Source organism: Achromobacter sp. FW305-C-13 (assembly GCF_058783475.1).
This window is the reverse complement of sequence record NZ_JBYSYN010000002.1, coordinates 656,270-676,312: the sequence shown is the minus strand read 5'-3', so window position 1 is coordinate 676,312 and position 20,043 is coordinate 656,270. Positions and strand designations below refer to the sequence as shown.

At 64.9% G+C, this 20,043-nt stretch carries 10 protein-coding genes; 2 read left to right on the top strand and 8 right to left on the bottom strand.

Annotated features, from left to right (window positions below; genetic code table 11):
• Positions 1-16: 16 nt before the first annotated feature.
• The 4 genes from AC3WMU_RS14595 to AC3WMU_RS14580 all read right to left on the bottom strand — a co-directional run bounded on the left by AC3WMU_RS14595 (position 17) and on the right by AC3WMU_RS14580 (position 13,320).
• Complete coding sequence (locus AC3WMU_RS14595) at positions 17-1,576, bottom strand: argininosuccinate lyase (protein ID WP_492282561.1); 1,560 nt, start codon at positions 1,574-1,576, stop codon at positions 17-19.
• Between the two features lie 215 nt (positions 1,577-1,791).
• On the bottom strand, positions 1,792-3,453 hold the full coding sequence (locus tag AC3WMU_RS14590; RefSeq protein ID WP_006222366.1) for a ShlB/FhaC/HecB family hemolysin secretion/activation protein: 1,662 nt from the start codon (positions 3,451-3,453) through the stop codon (positions 1,792-1,794).
• A gap of 106 nt (positions 3,454-3,559) precedes the next feature.
• Entirely contained in the window at positions 3,560-11,014 is a 7,455-nt protein-coding gene (locus AC3WMU_RS14585) for a YDG domain-containing protein (RefSeq protein ID WP_492282560.1), read from the bottom strand.
• A gap of 254 nt (positions 11,015-11,268) precedes the next feature.
• On the bottom strand, positions 11,269-13,320 hold the full coding sequence (locus AC3WMU_RS14580; protein WP_035212261.1) for a sensor histidine kinase: 2,052 nt from the start codon (positions 13,318-13,320) through the stop codon (positions 11,269-11,271).
• Between the two features lie 69 nt (positions 13,321-13,389).
• On the opposite strand from AC3WMU_RS14580, the gene AC3WMU_RS14575 reads away from it, so the two are divergent.
• Together AC3WMU_RS14575 and AC3WMU_RS14570 are read left to right on the top strand one after the other, a co-directional pair.
• Positions 13,390-14,097 carry a response regulator transcription factor gene (locus tag AC3WMU_RS14575; protein WP_088590781.1) on the top strand — a complete coding sequence of 236 codons (708 nt, stop codon included), beginning with the start codon at positions 13,390-13,392 and terminating at the stop codon, positions 14,095-14,097.
• A 123-nt stretch (positions 14,098-14,220) separates the two neighbouring features.
• Positions 14,221-15,438, top strand: a complete 1,218-nt coding sequence (locus AC3WMU_RS14570; protein ID WP_424626152.1) for a benzoate/H(+) symporter BenE family transporter — start codon at positions 14,221-14,223, stop codon at positions 15,436-15,438.
• A 9-nt stretch (positions 15,439-15,447) separates the two neighbouring features.
• Here the strand turns inward: AC3WMU_RS14570 and pdxR are convergent, their stop codons facing one another.
• The 4 genes from pdxR to AC3WMU_RS14550 all read right to left on the bottom strand — a co-directional run bounded on the left by pdxR (position 15,448) and on the right by AC3WMU_RS14550 (position 19,962).
• Positions 15,448-16,947: a MocR-like pyridoxine biosynthesis transcription factor PdxR gene (gene pdxR, locus AC3WMU_RS14565; RefSeq protein WP_424626151.1), complete on the bottom strand. Its 1,500-nt coding sequence runs from the start codon at positions 16,945-16,947 to the stop codon at positions 15,448-15,450.
• A gap of 68 nt (positions 16,948-17,015) precedes the next feature.
• A complete protein-coding gene (locus AC3WMU_RS14560) occupies positions 17,016-17,792 on the bottom strand; it encodes an SDR family oxidoreductase (RefSeq protein ID WP_492282559.1) in 777 nt (258 codons plus the stop codon).
• A 31-nt stretch (positions 17,793-17,823) separates the two neighbouring features.
• Entirely contained in the window at positions 17,824-18,738 is a 915-nt protein-coding gene (locus tag AC3WMU_RS14555) for a beta-keto acid cleavage family enzyme (RefSeq protein WP_280026679.1), read from the bottom strand.
• Between the two features lie 9 nt (positions 18,739-18,747).
• On the bottom strand, positions 18,748-19,962 hold the full coding sequence (locus AC3WMU_RS14550; RefSeq protein WP_006222374.1) for an ABC transporter substrate-binding protein: 1,215 nt from the start codon (positions 19,960-19,962) through the stop codon (positions 18,748-18,750).
• Positions 19,963-20,043 lie beyond the last annotated feature (81 nt).

The window sequence follows — 20,043 nt, the reverse complement described above, 5'->3', positions numbered from 1 at the left end:
CGGCGCCAGCCCGCGCTTACTTCGCCTTCGCTTCGCTGGCCGCGAGCGCGTTGAACTTCTTGTCCAGGTCCGCCAGCGACGTGTTGATGTGGTCGCGGCGGTCCTTGATCCACTTGCCTTGCGCGGTCAACTGGTCGCGTGCCTCTTTCAGCATGCGGTCCATCTCAGCAGGCTGCGGGCCGCCGCTGGTGGCGCGGTTCTTCACGATGGCCACGGGATCCAGCGTCGAACGGAATTCCGCTTCGCTCATCGGCAGCTCGTTGCCGTACTTCGAATCCTTCATGGCGTCGGCGTAGATGCGGCGGGCTTGCTCGTACGGGAAGTCCAGCGGCTTGATGTTGTTGGTCTTGGCGTACGTCACGACTTCGGAAGCAAAGTGGTGGCCGTCGCGGAACGGCAGCTTGTACTTGCGCATCAGCACATCGGCCAGTTCCTGCGAGGCAGTCCAGTCGCTGTTCAACTCTTCCAGCGCGCGGTCCGGGCTGATGACCATCGCCTTCAACACGCGGTCCCAGCGCTTGAGCGCCGAGATGCCGCTATCCACCATCGCGGAGTTCTGCTTCACGTCTTTCGGGTCGCTCATCCCCGGCGTGATGTTATGCGTTTGGATAACGGGGCCCATCGCCAGGGTCACGGCGGTAGACGCATCGCTGCGGGTGTCGTTCAACAGCCCGGGGTTGCGCTTTTGCGGCATGGCGCTGGACACGTAGGTGTTGCCGCCGCCTTCTTCCAGCAGGATCCAGGGACGCGACTGCGCATACTGCGTCATGACGTCTTCGACGAAGTTGCCCGTGCGCAGCGCGATGCTGGTCACGATCGAAGCCACCTCCACCGGCTGGTCCATGGACGAGATCTGCGAGGCGTCGTAGGCGTTGTCGACCAGTGCTTCAAAGCCCAGGTATTGCGCCATGCGCTTGCGGTCCAGCGGCCAGCTGGTGCCGTTGAGCACCGTCGTGCCCATGGGCGAACGGTCGATGCGCACATACGCTTCGCGTATGCGCTGCGCGTCGCGCGCGAGGCCGGCCGCCTGGCCCAGCAGATAGTGGCCATAGCTGTTGGGCTGCGCGGCCACGCCGTTGGTGTAGTTCGGCACGATCGTGCCCGCATGCTTGGCAGCCAGCTCGACCAGGGTGGTGGACGTCTTGTTCAACTGGTCGGCCAGTTCCAGCAGCTTGTCGCGCAGGATGGCGCTGCGGTAGGTGGCGTGCATGTCCTGGCTGGAACGGCCCGCGTGCAGCAAGGTCACGTCTTCGCCCGCCGCCTTGATCAGCAGCGGCTCGAAGGTGATGACGCTGGCAGGCCGCTTGGCGCCCGGCTGGTTGCCGTCGTTGATCACCTTGGCGACGCCCGCGGCCAGGCGCGGCGCGATGGACTTGTCCAGCAGGCCTTCATCGGTGTTGATGACCGCGGTGGCCTTGTTGATTTCTCCCAACCAGAAGAAGGGATCGCGCGGCACGGCGGTGGCAGCAGCAGGCGCGGCCGAGGAAGCGGCGGCGGGCGCCGGTTGGGCCAGCGCGGCATGCGTGCTCAGCGACAAAACCAGGGCGGCGCCCAGGGTGGGAAGAAACTGTCTCATGGCGTTCTCGTTATGGGGATCGTTATCGGGGTCGATACAGGGGCGGTCCGGTAGTTTATGGAAAAGCCTGTACCCCGAAAACCGGGTATTACACGGATAGCCCGCGAATGCGTTACAAGAACCGTCGTGGCTGAATGTTTCCTGACGCGATGACGCGACGCGAAAAAAAGCCCCTGTCCCCGGGAGGAAGACAGGGGCCAAGCCGGCGCGCTGGCTTAGAACAAGTACTGCGCGCTTACCCAGAACAAGGGTTTGTGGTCCCGGCTGTCGGACTGCGGCGCGCCGCCATCGGTGCGCCAAGCGACCGTGGCTTCGCCTCGCCAACCGCCCACGGCAACGCGGGCGCCGACGCCTGCCCCGGCGACGCGGCGGAAGTTCTCGCCGGCCTGCCAGGGATGGGAGGAAATTTCTACCCGGCCCGCGTCATAAAACGCGAACGGGGTGACAGCGCCTGCCGCGTAGCGGACTTCCACCTGCGCCAGCCAGCCCCGGTCACCGTAGCCTTCGCCCACAGGGTAGGCCCGCACGCCAGCGGGTCCGCCCAGACCGAAGTCTTCGGACGAATCCAGGTTGTCGTTGGTCCATTGGCCGCTGAAACGGCCAAACAGGCTCCAGCGCGACGACACGGATTGCAGGCGCGCAATGTCAAGATTCAGCTTGCTGTAGTGCCCCGCCGAGTTCGCGCTCAGGCTGTCGGCGGTGGCCAGATTGCCGTCCAGCTTCAAGGTGCCCGGCGTCCAGCTCAAGGCGCCATACGTCAGTCCGCCGCCACCCAGGCTGTCGCGCACATCGAACTGCGCCGCGATCGGCACGCTGTTGCTGAACTTGTTCTGCTCGATCTCGGCGGCGCGATAATCGTCGCGCAGCTTCTTGTGCAGGAAATCGATGCCGATGGTCAGGTTGCGGCTTTGCGAACGGATTAGCGGATAGCTCAGGCCCACGCTGGCCACCTTGGCGGTGCCGTGCGCATCCAGGTCGCTGAATTCCTTGCCCAGCTCATAGCCGGTGTAACCGTAGCCGACGCGGCCGCGCAGACCCGAACTGCCCAGCGGCGCGCTATAGCCCACATCGCCGTAGTTCAGGCTTTCGCTGGTGCGCTGCGCGCGCAGCGTGATCTGGTCGCCCAGCATGAAGGGGCTGTTGATCGACAGCGCTGCGTTGGCGCGGTACTGGCCCGTGTAACGGTTTCCCTGGTTGTCCAGGCCGACGCTGCCGTTGACGCGGTCGCCGCGGTCCACCTGCACGACGAGGTCTCCCGTACCCAGTTGCTGACCGGGACGGATGATCGGGCTGGCGGTCACGCCGGGCAGGTCCGACAGCAGCAGCGCCGCGCGCTCCAGCGAGGCGCTTTCGATGATGTCGCCCGATTTCAGCGGGCTCAAGTAGGCCTGGGCGCGCGCAGCCAGACCGGCATCGCCTTCGGTCTTGACCTCGCCGTAACGGCCTTCGACGACTTGCAGGCGCAGCACGCCGTTTTCCAGCCCTTGCGCCGGAAGATAGACGCGTGCAAACGGATAACCGGCATCGCGGTAGTAGCGCGTCAGCTGATTGGCCAGGTCTTGCATGCCGGCCAGGTCATAGGACTTGCCTTGATAGTCGCCCAACCGCGCCAGCAATTGCTCGGTCGAGAAGGCCTGGTTGCCCGTCAGGTCAATGCGGGTCACGCTGGCTTGCGGGCCGCCCGGCGCAACGGTGCCGGGAACGGGGCTGCTCAGGTTCAGTTCGGGCGACGGGGCCGGCGGCTGCGGCTCGGTGGCCTGTTCCTGCAGGATGCGGCCCGCGTTGGGGATCTGCTGGGCGGAAGCCGCCGCAGGCAGCAGCGCGGCAAGCGCCAGGACCAGGTAGTGCGGACGTGCGAAAGATGAAACTTGCGTCATGATCTTGTGAGAATCGGGTGTTCGGAGCGGCTGCCCACGCCCCCGTAGGGCAATGGACAGCCGGCAAGCGGATAAGTCGTGGAGTTCGCCGTGTCAGGGGCCGGGATCAGATTCCGCCCTGGACAACGCCCTCCGGCAGGCGGATACCGCCGTCGATCACCAGGACCTGAGCGGGGCCCTGCATGCTGCGCGCGCCCTGGCCCGCATTCGGCGCCGGTTTCGCAGTGCCGCCCTGGCCTTGGTTGCCGGATTCGACGGGCACGAAACTCAGCTCACCCGACAGGGTCGGCGGCGTCGTGTTGGCGGTACCCACGGCCGCCTGCAGCCATTGCGCCGTCGACAGCGCAGCGTCCCGACGGGTGTCGGGTTGCACGGCATTGCTGATGACCAGCGTGCCATCCTGCGCAGCAACCAGGTAGTTGCTGTTGGACAGGCCGCCCGCGCCGATCACGTAGTTGCCTGCCGTCTCGCCCGCCGCGCGGTTCAACACGCCAGCCAACGTGTCGCTGCCGACCAGGTTGCCCTGCGTGACGCGCCACGTCAGCGCCGGATCCACATCGCCCGCACGCTTGGTCTTGTCGTCGGCCGCGACGGTGATGGCGCGGCGATCGATGACAGCCTGATGCTGCGTGTCGGCCAGCACATAATTGCTGGCCAGGCCGTTGTCGCCGTCGGCCAAGGCGTAACGCACGTTGGCGTTACGGTTGCCGGCGTTGGCGCTGTCGAACGTTGCCGTGGTTCCCACACCCAGCGATTCGCCTTCGACCAAGTTGGTCAGCGATCCCGCGGATGCCTGGGCGGCCGTGCTGCCGTCGTAGACCTTGCCAGCAACCGTGGTGCCCTCGACACCGAGCACGCGACGCGCAATGGCGGCGCGCGCATCGGCGGCGTTCAACACATAGTTGCCGGCGTCGCCGCCAGTCAGGCCGAAGGCGACCGTCTTGCCCTCGCCCGCGTTCTTGTCGGAGAAGCTGCCCGCGACCCCCAGCGAATCGCCCGCGATGATGCCGGCAATGGCATCCGCGCCGGTAACCGTTGCCACGGTGTTGCCGTCGTAGACCTTGTCCAGCGCGCCGAGCGCGCCGTTCAATTGGCGCGCCGCGATCGTTGCCGTGGTCGTGCCGTTGGCGCTGACCGTGTAGTTGCCGGCGTCAGCGCCCGTCAGCGAACCGCTGACATTCACCAGCTTGCCGATGGCAGCATTCTTGTCCGCGAAGGCGCCCGTCGTCGTCAGCGCAACGGTGTCGCCCTGGACCACGCCGTTGAGCGAGCCCGACGTATCGGCGGCAGTGGTGCCGTCATAGGTCTTGCCGGCGGCCGTGATGGCGCCCGTCAAGGCCTTGGGCGTGATGTTGGCCAGCGTCGTGGCGTTGGTGCTCAGCAGGTAGTTGCCCGCATCGGCACCGGTCAGGACACCGTTCACCGCCACCAGCTTGCCATTGCCCACGTTCTTGTCGCCGAACAGGCCCGTGGCATTGACGGCGACGTTGTCGCCCTGCACCACGCCGTTCAGCGTGCCGGCGGCGGCGGCATCGCGCGAGCCGTCGTACACCTTGCCAGCGGCTGTCAGCGCGCCAGTGATTGCCTTGGGCGTGATGTTGGCCGTGGTGGTCGTATTGGCGACCAGCGTGTAGTTACCGGCATCCGCTCCCGTCAGCGAGCCGCCGACGTTCACCGTCTTGCCGTTGCCAACGTTCTTGTCTGCGAACGAACCGGTGCTCGACAGCGCCACAGCATCGGCCAGGATCTGGCCGGTCAGGCTGCCCGACGTGCTGGCGGCCACAGAGCCGTCGTAGACCTTGCCCGCCGCCGTGATGGCGCCGGTGATCGTCTTCGGCGTAATGGTGGCGACCGTCGTGCCGTTGGCGCTGACCGTGTAGTTGCCGGCGTCCGCACCCGCCAGCCTGCCGTTGACGTTGACTTGCTTGCCCACGCCGGCATTCTTGTCGGCGAAGGCGCCCGTTGTCGACAGCGCAACGGTGTCGCCCTGGACCACGCCGTTGAGCGAGCCCGACGTATCGGCGGCAGTGGTGCCGTCATAGGTCTTGCCGGCGGCCGTGATGGCGCCCGTCAAGGCCTTGGGCGTGATGTTGGCCAGCGTCGTGGCGTTGGTGCTCAGCAGGTAGTTGCCCGCATCGGCGCCAGTCAGGACACCGTTCACCGCCACCAGCTTGCCGTTGCCCACGTTCTTGTCGCCGAACAGGCCCGTGGCATTGACGGCGACGTTGTCGCCCTGCACCACGCCGTTCAGCGTGCCGGTGGTGGCGGCATCGCGCGAGCCGTCGTACACCTTGCCGGCGGCCGTCAGCGCACCGGTGATCGCCTTGGGCGTGATGTTGGCCGTGGTCGTCGCATTGGCAGCAAGGATGTAGTTACCCGCATCCAGGCCCGTCAGCGACCCACCAACGTTCACCGTCTTGCCGTTGCCGACGTTCTTGTCCGCGAACGCACCGGTGGTCGACAGGCCGACAACGTCGCCCAGGATCACACCCGTGACGCGGCCTTGGGTCGTGGCCGCGACGCTGCCGTCGTAGACCTTGCCCGCCGCGGTGATGTCGCCGGCAAGGGTCGCCGGCGTGATGTTGGCCTTGCCCTTGGTCACGCCGTTGCCCAGCGTGTAGTTGTTGGCGTCCGCACCGCCCAGCACGTAGGCCACGGATTTGCCGTTAGCCACGTTCTTGTCGCTGAAGCTGCCGCTGACAGTCAAGAGGTCGCCCGACAGCAGGTTCAGGCTGTTCACGCCCGTGACCGAAGCCAGCGACGAGCCGTCGTACACCTTGTCCAATGCGCCGAGAGCGCCCGTCAATTGACGGGCCGCAATGTCGGCGGTCGTGGTGGTGTTGAAGGTGACCGTGTAGTTGCCGGCATCGGCGCCTGCCAGCATGCCATTGACGTTGACCTGCTTGCCCGCGCCCGCATTCTTGTCTGCGAACGCGCCCGTCGACGACAGGCTTACCGTGTCGCCGGCGACCTTGCCGGTAAGTGTTCCGTTCGTGTCGGCCGTCAAGGTGCCGTCATAGGTCTTGCCAGCGGCCGTGATCGCGCCGGTCAGCGCCTTGGGCGAGATGGTGGCCGTCGTGGTGCCGTTATACGACACCGTGTAGTTGCCTGCATCGGCGCCCTGCAGCAAACCGGTCACCGCCACGGTTTTGCCCACGCCCGCATTCTTGTCGGCGAACAGGCCCGTGCTTGCCAGCGTGACGGTGTCGCCTTGAACGGCGCCCGTCAGTTGGCCCGATGTGTCGGCATCCCGTGTGCCGTCATAGGTCTTGCCGGCGGCAGTGATCGAACCGGTCAAGGCCTTGGGCGTGATGGAGGCGGTAGCGGTGCTATTGACCGACACCGCATAGTTGTTGGCGTCTGCGCCCAGCAGCGTGCCGCGCGTCGACACGGTCTTGCCCTGGCCCACGTTCTTGTCCGAGAAAGTGCCCGCGCCGTAGATCTGCACGTCGTCGCCCTGGATCAGGCCACCCGTCATATAGGCGCCGGCATCCGACTTGGTCGTGCCGTCATACACCTTGTCGGAAATCGTGACCACGCCTGTCAAGGTCTTGGGCGTGATGTTGGCGGTACTGGTCGCCAAGCCGCTGCCAAGCACGTAATTGCCCGCGTCCGCGCCCAGCAGGCCGAGCGTGACCAATTTGGCTTGCCCCACATTCTTGTCGGCGAAGTTCGCGGACAAGTAGACCAGATCCGTGCCGACCATCCCTTCGATCGTCGCCGAGAACGATGCGTTGGTCAGGCCGTCGTAGACCTTGTTTCCGGCCGTCACCTGGCCCGTCAACGTCTTGGCGTTGATGGTTGCCGTCGTGGTGGGCGACGTCACCGAGGTAATGAAGTAGTTGCCGGCATCCGCGCCAGTCAGCGTGATGCCGCCGACCGTGACGGTCTTGCCGGCCCCCGCGTTCTTGTCCGAGAAATTGCCGACGCCGATGGCGCCCAGGTTATCGCCGGCGATCATGTCGATGCCAGCCTGACCCCTTACGACGGCGTTGGTGGTGCCGTCATACGTCTTGTTGTCGGCCGTGACGTCCACCGTGACGCCCTTCTTCAGGACGTTCAGGCTCAAGCCATCGGCATAGATGATGTCGTAGCCTTGCTGGTTGGAATACAGGCCGCCATTGACGGTCAACGAGCCGTCCGCCACGCTGTAAGTGCCGGCGTTTTTCGAGTTGGAGGTGTAGCTGATGCTGCCGCCCAGTTCCGCGCCGGGTCGGGAAGCGATGTAGCCGACGCCCCCCGAGATCTGGCCGTCATAGACCTTGTCGGCAAGGCTGACGGTAACCTGCTTGAGGAAGCCGCGCAGCAGCGGGCCACCCGCGCCTTCGTAGATGCGCCACATCGCGCCGGTGCCGCCCGCGTTGTCGATATCCCAGCCCGCGTCCTTGAACGTAGACAGTTGGGACAATTCCGCGTACGTCTTCATGCCGCTGGCGACGTTCACGGTGCCGCCGTTCGAACCGACCAATTGCAGCGGCATGACGGAAGCCGGGTTGCCCGCGGCATCCGTGCTGGCTGCAAAGCTGTCATTCACGAAGCCGCCGTTATAGCCGACCAAGGCTCCATTGCCTGGATAGGGAAAAATGGTGTCGATCTTGGTTGTGGAATACGACTTATTGATGGTCCCCACGTTGTACCCGACCAAACCGCCGACCTGACCGATGAGGGGGCCGTTGGTGGAGACCGTACCGGAGGAATAGGCGTTGGAAATGGTGCCGAAGTTCTGCCCGACCAGCCCACCCACGCCGTTACCTAACCCTTGTGTAGACACCTTGGCGTTGGCATAGACGTTGTCAATCGTGCCGTAATTCACCGCCGCCAGGGCGCCAGCCTGAATGAAGCCCCCGACCACGGCATTCTCAAGCCCGACGCTTCGAACCGTGCCGGTCTGGCCGATGATCCCGAACAATCCCGAGAACGGCATGTTGGTGCCAACCGTCAGGTTGGAAATCACGTGCCCCTGGCCGTCAAGGCTGCCCGTGAACTGCACGCCACTGCCGATCGGGCTGAAGTTACCCGTGCCCCACATTCCGCTGCCGACGGTGCCCGTCGCCTTCGCATCGATATCGCGAACGATGTTGTAGCTGGCGTTCAGGTCATAGGACATCAGCTGCAACTGGTGGTCATTGGAAACCGCCAGGCTGTACTCGCTTGCGAGGAAGGGACGCGTCTGCCCTTCGATCATGATCCATTGCGCCTTGCCCGCCGCGTCCTTGGCGACCCAGACATTGTTCGAGTTCGGAACTTGGGACCACGTCCCCAGGTTGGCGTAGGACGTGTAGGAAAAAGCGTTGCCAACCGCCGCGGTGCCTGTCACCGTACCCCCGGCGTCCAACCCCGTGGCGTTGGCCTGGCCCGTCGTTGCGGCGTCCCAGCGCGCGTTTTCCAACACGATGCCCGTACCGGAGAACATGCCGACGATGCCCCCGGTGCGGTTCGCGCCTTCGACGCGTCCGCTTGCGAATACATTCGAGATGACGCTGTTTTCCCGCGCAGACCCGACCAGACCGCCAATGGCAAGGCCTAAACCGTCTGCGGCGGCGATCACGTTGCCCGTGGCATAGGCATTTCTGATCGTGCCGCTGTTTGCGCCGACCAGCCCGCCGGTGTCGGTGTTGCCGCCGGACACGTTGCCGGTCGAGTAAGCGTTGTTGATCGTCGCGCCTACGCCGTTATTGCCTACCAAGCCACCCAGAAAGTAGCCCTTCGACGTGCTGGTGACAGTGGTCCGTGCGTTCGATCCCGTGATCACGGAGTTGTTGGCGGCGACCAATCCGCCCAACGTCGTCTCCCCCGTGACGCTGCCCGACACAGCCACGTTGCGGATGGTGCCTTCGTTAGTGCCCGCCAGCGTGCCCAAATAGCCGGTGCCGACAATCGTGGCATTCGTCACCGCCAGGTCGCGGACTTCGCTGCCGTTGGTAATGGTGCCGATCAGGCCCAGGTTGCCGCCATTCGTCGTGCTGATGTTCAGGTTGTCGATGGTATGGCCCAGGCCGGCCAGCGTGCCTTGCAGATTCGACACCAGCGCAGTCGAGAACGTGCTGCCCTTCAGGTCAAGGTCCTGCGCCAGTGCGTAATAGCCGAACCCCAATTGGTCCAGCGACCGGATATCCTGCACAGAGCGCAACAGCGTGTAGCCCTGTCCGTTGACCTTGAACGTCGACTGCGCGCCGCTCAACGTCACCGGTGCGTTGGCCGAATAGGAGCCTCCGCTCGAGTATCCCCGCTGCTTGAAGCCACCCAGATTCAGCTCCAGGCCCGCCTCGGCGCCCGTGGCGGTAATCGGCGCGTTGATGTTGACGTCGCCATGCGCGCTGAGCGTCAGCTTCGTGCTGGCACTCCATTTCACACCCGAATTCACGTTGATATTGCCGGCCTGCGAGCCGTTATCAACGGTCCTCAACTCTACGTTGCCGTTGTCCAGGTTGGCCGACAGCGTATCGGCGCCGATGCCGCTGTCCGTCTGACCCGCCGTGCCCGCGCTGACCGTGAAGTCCGTCGGATCGATCAGCCACGATCCATGCTGGCCGCTGACCGCCTTGGTGGTGATCACGGCGCCTGCCGCCACTGTCACCTTCGCGGCCGACGTTTCCACAAAACCGCCCTTGCCGCCGTTTGGTGCGCTGGCGTCCAGCTTGCCGGCCACGGCGATGCGGTCATTGACCATGTCGCCCAGCAACACGATCTTGCCGTTCTCGCCGGTGGCCAGCGTCTTGGCTTGCGTGATGCCGGTGTGGTTGATGACGGTGCTGGCCAAATCGCCCGCGGCCTTGGCCGTCAGGTAGACCACGCCGCCGTCAGCGCGGATGGCGCCGCCTTGTTCAATCAGCGCGTCGATCGCGCCTTGTTCCACTTCAATCTTGACCGGGCCGCCCAGGTCCAGCTTGACGCGGCTGCCGGCGCCCAGCAGGACGTTGCCCTTGTCGGCCGTCAGGTTGCCGGTGTTGGTGATCTTGGCCGCGATCAGCGCAATGCTGCCGCCCGGGGCCGCCGTGATGTTGCCCTGGTTGATGATGGCGTTGCTGCTGGCGCCTTCAAACTTGTAGTTGCCCGCCAGGAAATCCTGGGTGCTGATGTTGAGCGTACTGGCGACGATGCCGCCCACGTTCACCTGCGCCGTCGGCGTGAACACCACGCCGTTCGGGTTGACCAGGAACACCTGGCCGTTGGCGTTCAGTGCGCCCTGGATTACCGACACGTCCGGACCCAGCACCCGGTTCAGCGCGACCGAATCGCGGCCCGGCTGGTTGAACGTGACGCTATTGCCCTTGCCGATGGAAAAGCTCTGCCAGTCCACGGCCATCTTGCCGGTCTGCTGGTTGATGGTCATCGCCGAGCCGTTCTGGCTGATCGACCCCGCCCCCGCCACGACATTGCCCCCGGTGGGCAGATCTGCGGCCAATGCCGGCCCTGACAGCAACAATGCCGCGGTCAATGCCGCGGCAGACCCGCTGCTGCGCTTGCGACGCGCGCTGGCGTGTTCGGCAACCGGCACGTACACGCCCAGGGCGTCATTCCAGACCAGGCGGAAGATGTGGTTAAGGGAAGGCTTTTTCATCGGATATTCCTGAATCGGACAGCGTCACAATTTGTAAATTTCGCTGCTGAAATATACCGACGATTGCGTTTTCAAATCTGAGCAAATCTAAGCAAGTCGAAAATATTCGACGGTTTGGGCTGCAAGCTTCGCAATAGCGCGACGTAGCCAGAAATTAGGCGTAGTTACCCCACCAGGCAACACTTAAGCCAGAAACATATAGATGCTTTTATGCAACAGATTGTCGGATGTCGACAACACAGGCGGCGCCGCACTCAGTCCGCCCCCGCTCCTTTCAGCCGGCGCGGCAGGCTCAGGCAGAAACACACCGGCTCAGCCCCACCCGCGCTCTTCAGGAACACCGAACCGCCCAGGCGCTCGGCGATTGTCCTGACCAGGTATAGCCCCAGACCGGCGCCCGGATGGCGCAGGGCGTTCGGACCCCGGTAGTACTTCTGGAACAGGCGGCCTTGCTCAGCGGACGCGATACGGTCGCCCGAGTTGGCCACGTCGATATGCAGGTAGTCGCCCTCTTCGCGCAGCGTCACCCGAACCGCCCTGCCCGGCGCGCAATGCCGATCCGCGTTGGCCAGCAAGTTGCGCAACGCGATGCGCAACATGCCCGCGTCGCACAGCAAGACGTGTTCGCCCGCACCATAGACGCACTGGATGCGGCCCGCAGGAAACTCGCGGTCCAGATCCGCCAGCAGCGACAACAGGTCACATTGCGTCAGGCGCAATTCCGCGCTGGGTTCGCGCATGCGGTCATGGGTCAGGTATTCGTCGACCAACGCCAGCAGGCGCATGGCCGCATCGCGGATATTCCCGCAGCGCGCCAGGCTTTTCTCGACGGGCGCGGCCAGATTGCGGCCCAGTTGCTGCGCCGATGTGGTGATGATGGCAAGCGGCGTACGGAATTCATGGGACACCATCGCCACGAATTCGCGTTGCTCGGCGAACACGCGGCGTTCCTGTTCCAGCGATGCCCGCAGCTCATCCTCAAGTTCGACCCGGCGCTGGATCTCACCCTGCATTTCGGCGGTGCGCAACGCCACCTCCTGCTCCAGCCGATGGCTGTGCTGGCGCGCCATGTCGGCCGCCAGATTGGCCTGCTGGCGCTCCATGTCGCGGCGCTGGCGCTCATAGCGTCCCACGATGAACAGGCTGAGCAGCAGCATATGCAGCATCGTGCCCAGCGTAGAGACGTATTCCGTGAACACGTTGACTGGGAGCACGCCCAGATTGCGCAAGAAGGCAATCAGCACGCCGATATAGAACACCCCGAAGGCCAGGGCGAAAAACCGCGCCGGACGCCAGCCCTTTTTCAGCAGATAGGCGGCCAGCGTCGTAAACCCCACGATCAGCGCCAAGGCCAGCAACTGAACTGGTTGCATGCCCCACCCGTAGTGCCCCGACACCACCAGCGCCGAGCACACGGCAGCGATGCCCCAGAACAGCCGCTCCAGCCAGCGCACCGCACGCGGATACAGCGCGCCCAGATTCAGCTGGGCAAACGCAATCCGCAACGCCACAGGCAAGCTCACGGCAATACCCACGCCGAGCATCCGGTCGCTCCAGCCCACCGGCAGTCCCGTCAACTGCTGTACCAGCCCCAGCGACATCACTTCGTTGAAAACACAATTGCCGATGTAGGCCAGGAACAAGCCGCTCATGGGTGCGCGCGTGGCCCACCAGAATACGGCGTGCACGCAGATCAACAGCAGATAAAAGCCAAAATACAGCCCGAACAGCAGCCCTTCGCGCCGCGATTGGTTATCGAACGCCAACCGCTGCCAGACCTCCAGGCGCGTCGCCAGGGCGTTCTTGCTTTGCAGCCGCGCCAGGATCACATAGGACCCCGGCGTGGGGGGATCAAACTGAATCACCGGGGTGCGATAGTCCACCGGCCAATCGCGCCGCCGCACATCCTCCCCGCTGTACCCCAGCGGCCTCCAGTCGCCATCCTGATGGACGTATAGGCGCACATCGTCCAGCAGCGCGTTGCTCAGCCGCAGCATCCAGCCCCCGCGCGCCAGATCATCCACCTGCACTGGCAGACGCAGCCAGACGGTGGTCGGGGTGAAACCCGCGCTCAGGCCAGCCGGCAGGCCAGCCCACCCCGATGCATCGGCCGCTTCGTCTACCGTCAACGTACCGGCCGGATCGTCCAGGCGTTCCAAATGGCCCGCGGCGTCCGCCAGCCGCACCTGCGCGTTCAGATGCAGGGGCTCTGCGCGCGCCTGCCCGGCGCCCGCCAGTGCGGCGACCAAGGTCAGCGCCAACAGCATCAATCCCGCCCACACCGTGGGGTAATATTTCCGTTTCATCGAGTCGCAATCCCGTGCAGCCACGCAGATTACACCACCCCTCCGCCGGTTTCCGCGCAGGCGCGTCCCATGCCTGAGGTCATCCTGCTGGAAGACGAACCCGTCTTGCGCCAAGAGCTGGGCGAGTTTCTGGAAGAGCTTGGCTACGCGCCCAGCTGCGTGTCCAGCCTGCAAGAATTCGACCGGCATTTCGACGCCGACCGCCATCGCCTGGCGGTGATCGACATCGGCTTGCCCGACGGTTGCGGCCTGGACCTGATCCAACGCCTGCGCCAGGAAGGTCAGCAAGTGGGCATCGTGGTGTTCAGCGCGCGTCAGACCAGCGCAGACCGGATTTCCGGACTGGGGCTGGGTGCCGACCACTACCTGGGCAAGGGCTGCGACCTGGATGAACTGGCCGCCGTGCTGGCCGCCCTGGAGCGCCGACTGGGGCTGCAGCGGCTCCCGCCGCCTGCAGTCCAACCGACAGCGCCCAACTGGACCCTGGAAGTGGGGCCCCGCCGCTTGATCATTCCCGGCGCGCCGGCCGTGCCGCTGTCGCAGCAGGACCTGTTGGTGTTGCGCTGCCTGATGAGCCAACCCGGCGAGAACATCAGCCGCCGGCAGATCATCGAAGCACTGGGCTTTGACTACCTGGACTACGACCAGCGTCGCCTGGATACGCAGATGCGCCGATTGCGGCGTCGCGTGGAAGACGTCAGCGGACAGACGCTGCCGGTCAAGACGCTGCGCAACAGCGGCTATTGCTTCTACGAGCCCGCGAAGGTGCAGGCATAGCGCCAAAAGCGGTCTGTTGAAGCATTCCTATGTGGCATGAAATGCCAGTCCACATCACTCCTACACTTTGCGCCTTGTTCCGGCTGCGCGCCCTGCGGCCCCTTTCGCAATCTGGAGTGATTCATGACGACATCGCCGGCTCGCCTTCGACCCGCCGACTTCTTTTCGCCCACCGTCGCCGCCCTGATCTCGGTCCTCGTTAACTACGGCGGGACCTTCGTGCTGGTATTCCAGGCGGCTGAACTGGCCCGGCTGACGCCCGCCCAGACGGCGTCCTGGGTGTGGGCCGTTTCCATCGGCGTCGGCGTCACCGGGGCCCTGCTCAGCTTTCGCTACAAGGAACCCATCATCACGGCCTGGTCGACGCCGGGCGTGGCCTTCCTGGCCACCGTGATGCCGTTCACGCCCTATGGCGAAGTGATCGGCGCCTATGTGATCTCGGCATTGGGCTTCATTCTGCTTGGCATGTCCGGTGCGTTTGAGAAACTGGTGCGCATGATCCCCGGCGGCATCGCGGCCGGCCTGCTGGCCGGCATCCTGCTGCAGTTCGGCGTCAACGCATTCGGCGGCGCCAGCGTCGACCCGCTGCTGGTCATCGTGCTGGTCATCTCGTATGCGCTGCTCAAGCGCTATACCTCACGCTTTGCGGTGGTCGGCATCCTTGCAATCGGCGTGGCGATGCTGATCGCACAGCACCGGATCGACTTCTCGGCCATCCACCTGCGCCTGGCCGCGCCCGTCTTCGAAATGCCCCGCTTTTCAGTGCAGGCGCTGCTGGGCGTCGCACTCCCTCTGTTCATCATCACCCTGACGGGCCAATACATGCCGGGCATGCTGGTGCTGCGCAACGACGGGTTCAAAACCAGCGCGAATCCCATCCTGACGGTGACCGGCCTGGGTTCGCTGATCATGGCCCCGTTCGGCGCTCACGCGTTCAATGTGGCCGCCATCACCGCAGCCATCTGCACGGGACCGGACGCGCACCCGGATGCGCGCAAGCGCTACGTTGCGGGGCTGGCCTGCGGGGCGTTCTACATCCTGGTGGGCACCTTCGGCGTGACCCTGGCCACGTTGTTCATGGTATTGCCCAAGGCCTTCATCACCACACTGGCCGGGCTGGCCCTGTTGGGCGCCATCGGCGGCAGCCTGGCCAACGCCATGGCCGACGCCCGCACCCGGGAAACCGCGCTGATCACCTTCCTGGCCACGGCTGCCAACGTCACGCTGCTGGGCGTGGGCGGCGCCTTCTGGGGGCTTGTCGCCGGCCTGACGGCGCACCTGCTGATGCACGGCGGCAGCCGCGCGCGGATCCCAAATTCGGCCAACCCGGCCAAACCGTAGCCTCGCCGCCTACCGCTTCCTGAGCGCGGCAGACAAGCGCCGCATGGCGGTGTCGATCTCGTGCGCGGTCAACGACGAATATCCCAGGATCCAGCCTTGCCGCTTGTCTGCACCGGCATACAGGCGGCTTAGCCCCGGCAGCAACAGGCCGGCGCCGGCCGCCTGCCGGATGGTTTTTTCTTCGGACCAGCCGCGGGCAAGCAGGCAAGGTATCTGCAACCCGCCTTCCGGCCGCAACGCCACCGCAATGCCGTCCATGTGCTTGTCCAGCGCTTGCAGCATGGCGTCGCGACGCGATGCGTACAGCTTGCGCATGGCGCGGATGTGGGCGTTGTAGTGCCCGTCTTCCATAAACCGAGCCAAGGTCAGCTGCAAGATCTGCGGCGTGTGCCCGTCCAGGATGCTGCGTGCATAGGCAAAGGCGCTGACCAGCTCGGTGGGCAGCGCCATGTAGCCCATCCGCAGGCCCGGATAGAGCGTCTTGCTGAAGGTGCCGATATAGAGCGTGCGCTGATACTTGTCCAGGCCCTGCACGCAGGCCGTCGGCAAGCCTTCGTAATGGAACTCGCTGTCGTAATCGTCTTCGATGATCCACTTGCCGTTCTCTGCCGCCCAGCGGGTCAGCTCCAACCGGCGCGCCAGTGACAGCGTCGCCCCCGTGGGGTATTGATGCGAGGGCGTCACGTAGACGCAGTTGGCGCCGCTGCGGTCGGCGCGCAGCAGATCCGTGCGAATGCCCTGCTCGTCCACGTCGATGGGCACGATCCTGGCCTCGGCCGACTCGAAAGCCTTCTTCGCGCCGAAGTAGCCCGGGTTCTCCAACAGGATCGGCTTGCCGGCATCCACCAGCAATTGCGCACACAGGAACAGGGCTTGCCGCGTGCTGCTCAGCACCAGGATCTGGTCCGCCGACACGTTGGCGCCCCGCTCCAGGTTCAGATAGGACGCGATCGCCTTGCGTAACGGCGCGGCGCCTTGCGGGTCGCCATGCAACAACACCTGGCCGCGATGTTCCTTCAGCGCCTGGCGCTGCAAGCGTTCCCAGATGTCGGTTGGAAACGTCCGGGTCTCGGGCAGTCCCGTGGCAAAGGCCCGGACCGCCTGCTGATCCGTCACGCCGCCGCTGTCGAATATCATCCTGCCCCGGCGGCTCAGGCCCGCGCCGGGCGCTGCCGCCTCGCGCTTGTCGTCGACCAGCTTGATGCGGCGCCTTGCGGCCCCGCGCAACTCCGCGCCCACGGTGTCGGACACGTAGCTGCCCGACCCCGCACGCCGCACGATGTAGCCGTCACGGTGCAACTGGACGTAGGCATTTTCGACCGTGTCTCGCGCCACCCCCAGCGAGGTGGCCATGGCGCGCGTCGCGGGCAACTTCATGCCCGGGTCCAGCGCGCCGTCCAGGATCAGGGCGCGCAGCGCCCGCTGAATGCGCTGATGCAGATCCAACGGCTGAAGGTCCGCATCGTTCATGCGGATCTTCAGCGTTTCAAGTTCGAATGCCCGGGTCATGCGGTCTGCTCGCCAGAAGAATAGTTGCCATGAAAGCAGACCATTCTATCCGGCGGCCGACCCCTGGCTTATCCCAGGTGCTCCACGTTGCCGCACACGGAAATGCTTTGCCCGCTGATCATCGCGCCCTCGTCCGAACACAGGAACGCCACTTGGTTGGCTACATCTTCCGGCTGGGTCATGCGGCGCAGCGAAACTTTTTCCACCAACTGCATACGCATGTCATCGTTGCTGACCCCGCCCGCCGTCGCACGGGCGGCGATCACGCGTTCCACGCGGTCTCCGGCCACGACCCCCGGCAACACGGAATTCACCCGGATGCCGTCGGGGCCCAGTTCCATGGCCCAGGTCTGCGTCAGGCCCGCCAAGCCGAATTTGCTGGCGCTGTAAGGCGTGCGCAACGAAAAGCCCAGGCGGCCCGCCACGGACGAGATATTGACGATGGACCCGCCCCCCGCCGCCCGCAGCAAAGGCACGGCGCTACGAGAGCAAAGGAAGGTTCCGGTCAGATTCACGTCCAGCGTATTCCGCCACGCGTCCAGCGCGGTGTCTTCCAGCCGGCTTGTCGGGCCCGACACGCCCGCATTGTTGATCAGCGCATCCAGCTTGCCCCATCGGCCGGACAGGTCTTTAAACATGGCAAGCACCTGGGCTTCGTCAGAGACGTCCGTGACGCTGGCGCTCAAGGCCGGATGCGCGGCTCGCGCAGCCTCGCACGCTTGCGCGTTCACATCGCAGATATGCACGTCGGCGCCCGACTGCAGAAACTTGCGGGCAATGGCCAGGCCGATGCCGTGCGCCCCTGCGGTGACGAGGACGCGCTTGCCTTTCAATGAGTCGATCATGTTGCTTGGTCGGTGGAGGGTTGGGGGCCGGTCACAGCGCGAACGCCGGCCGGATGCCGCTACGCAGAGGCAGGCCCAGCATTTCGCGCGCCTCGGCAGGCGTGGCCGGCTCCATGTCCATTTCCCGGATCACGCGCACGATGCGCTCGGTCAACTGGACATTGGTAGCCAATTCCCCGTGCCGGTAGTACAGATTGTCTTCCAGGCCCACGCGCGCATGCCCACCCAGCAGCAAGGCACTGATGTTGGCTTCCAGCTGGGCGGGTCCGATGCCGCTGACGCAGAAAATGCTGTTCTTGGGCAGCAGGTCCACCATCATCTGCAGATGACGCGGCGAAAACGGCATGGCGTTCTGGAAATTGCGGTGCACGTTCATCACCAGGTTGATGAAATGCGGGGCTTCGTCCAGGCCCTCGTTGATGAGCGTCGTCGCGTCCTGCAGGATGTGCGTCGGGCTGAACACCTCCCACTCCGGCTTGATGCCGCGTGCCTGCATGGCGGCCGCCATCTCGCGCGCCCGGGTCAGCGGCGTGTTCATCAGGTATTCGCGGTCGCCGAAGGCCAGGTTCAAGGTGGTGGCGTCCAGCGTGCACATCTCGGCGCCGGCGTCCATGCCCTTGAGCCGCTCTTCCCACAGGATCTCCCAGGTACCGGGCGACGTCTCCTTGACCATGTCGCCATGCACGCCTCCGCCCGTGGAGTTGTTCAGGACGATGTCGCAACGCGCGCGGATGCGCTCGTTCATGTCGCGATAGATGTCGGCGTTGCAGGTGGCCAGATCGTCCGGCCGACGCGCATGCAGGGCCACCACGCTGGCCCCGGCGTTGTAGCAGCGGTAGACGTCGTCGGCAATCTCTGCGGGTTGGGTCGGCAGATGCGGGTTCTGGCTTTTCAGCGCCATGCCCCCCGTCGGGGCGATGGTCACGATCACTTTGCGTTTAGACATGGGTTCTCCTTACTTCCACAGCGCGCAGCGGCTTTCCGCCTTGGTCGTGAAGGCCTCGCTGCCGTCGATGGTCTGCACCACGTTGAAGTAGTCCCAAGGCGCCTTCGACTGCTCGGGCGTCTTGACCTGCAACAGGTACATGTCGTGCACCACGCGGCCGTCCGGGCGGACGACGCCGTCCTTGATGTACAGATCGTTCAGCTTGTTCTCGCGCAGGTACGCCAGCACGCGGTCCGCGTCGTCGGTTCCGGTGGCCTTGACCGCACGCAGGTACTGCAACGCCGCCGAATAATCCGCCGCCTGCAGCGACGAGGGCATGGCCTTGCGCCGCTCATAGAACTTCTGGCTCCAGGCACGCGTCTCGTCCGAAGTATTCCAATACCAGCTGTCGGTCAGGTACAGCCCCTGGGCCGCATCCAGGCCCATGGCATGGATGTCGTTGATGAACATGATCAAGCCGGCCAGCCGCATCGTCTTGGTGATGCCGAATTCATTGGCCGCCTTGATAGCGTTGGTCGCGTCGGCGCCCGCATTGGCCAGGGCCAGGATCTCCGCCTTGCTGCTTTGCGCTTGCAGCAGGAAGGACGAAAAGTCACTGGAAGCCAGCGGATGCTTGACCGACCCCACCACCTTGCCGCCGCCCGCCTCGACCACCTTCGTCGTATCGGCCTGCAACGCGTTGCCGAAGGCGTAGTCCGCCGTCAGGAAGTACCAGGTCTTGCCGCCCGCTTTCACCACCGCCGCGCCCGTGCCGCGCGCTTGCGCGACGGTGTCGTAGGCGTAGTTCAGGGTGTAGGGGGTGCATTGCTCGTTGGTCAGCGCCGGGGCGCCCGCGCCCACCACGATGATCGGCTTCTTCTTGTCGGCCGCCACCTTGGACATGGCAAGCGCCGTGCTGGAATTGGTGCCGCCGATCAGCATGTCCAGGCCCCGCTGGTCGAACCATTCGCGCGCCTTGGCCGACGCGATGTCCGCCTTGTTCTGGTGGTCCGCCGTCAGAAGCTCGATCTTTTTGCCGTTGATCTCGCCGCCCATTTCCTCGATGGCCATTTTGATGGCCTCTGCCCCGCCGGGGCCGTCGGGGCCGGAATAGACCCCGGACATGTCGGTAATGAACCCGATTCGAATAACATCGTCGGAAATCTGCGCATGCGCGATGCTCGCGCTCAGCAACGAGGCAGCGCCCGCGCAAGCGAGCGCGGTGCCGGACAACATGCGTGGCATTGACAACATACCCATCTCCTCTTATGGTTTTTGGCTCTTAAGGCCTCAACTATTCTGGGACTGGACCCCGAGTGCGGACAG

Excerpts from the sequence above, each read along its gene's own strand:
- AC3WMU_RS14570 (WP_424626152.1), top strand. The coding sequence starts at position 14,221 with ATGACGACATCGCCGGCTCGCCTTCGACCCGCCGACTTCTTTTCGCCC.
- AC3WMU_RS14550 (WP_006222374.1), bottom strand. The coding sequence starts at position 19,962 with ATGCCACGCATGTTGTCCGGCACCGCGCTCGCTTGCGCGGGCGCTGCC.
- AC3WMU_RS14580 (WP_035212261.1), bottom strand. The coding sequence starts at position 13,320 with ATGAAACGGAAATATTACCCCACGGTGTGGGCGGGATTGATGCTGTTG.
- AC3WMU_RS14560 (WP_492282559.1), bottom strand. The coding sequence starts at position 17,792 with ATGATCGACTCATTGAAAGGCAAGCGCGTCCTCGTCACCGCAGGGGCG.
- AC3WMU_RS14590 (WP_006222366.1), bottom strand. The coding sequence starts at position 3,453 with ATGACGCAAGTTTCATCTTTCGCACGTCCGCACTACCTGGTCCTGGCG.
- AC3WMU_RS14585 (WP_492282560.1), bottom strand. The coding sequence starts at position 11,014 with ATGAAAAAGCCTTCCCTTAACCACATCTTCCGCCTGGTCTGGAATGAC.
- pdxR (WP_424626151.1), bottom strand. The coding sequence starts at position 16,947 with ATGACCCGGGCATTCGAACTTGAAACGCTGAAGATCCGCATGAACGAT.
- AC3WMU_RS14575 (WP_088590781.1), top strand. The coding sequence starts at position 13,390 with ATGCCTGAGGTCATCCTGCTGGAAGACGAACCCGTCTTGCGCCAAGAG.
- AC3WMU_RS14595 (WP_492282561.1), bottom strand. The coding sequence starts at position 1,576 with ATGAGACAGTTTCTTCCCACCCTGGGCGCCGCCCTGGTTTTGTCGCTG.
- AC3WMU_RS14555 (WP_280026679.1), bottom strand. The coding sequence starts at position 18,738 with ATGTCTAAACGCAAAGTGATCGTGACCATCGCCCCGACGGGGGGCATG.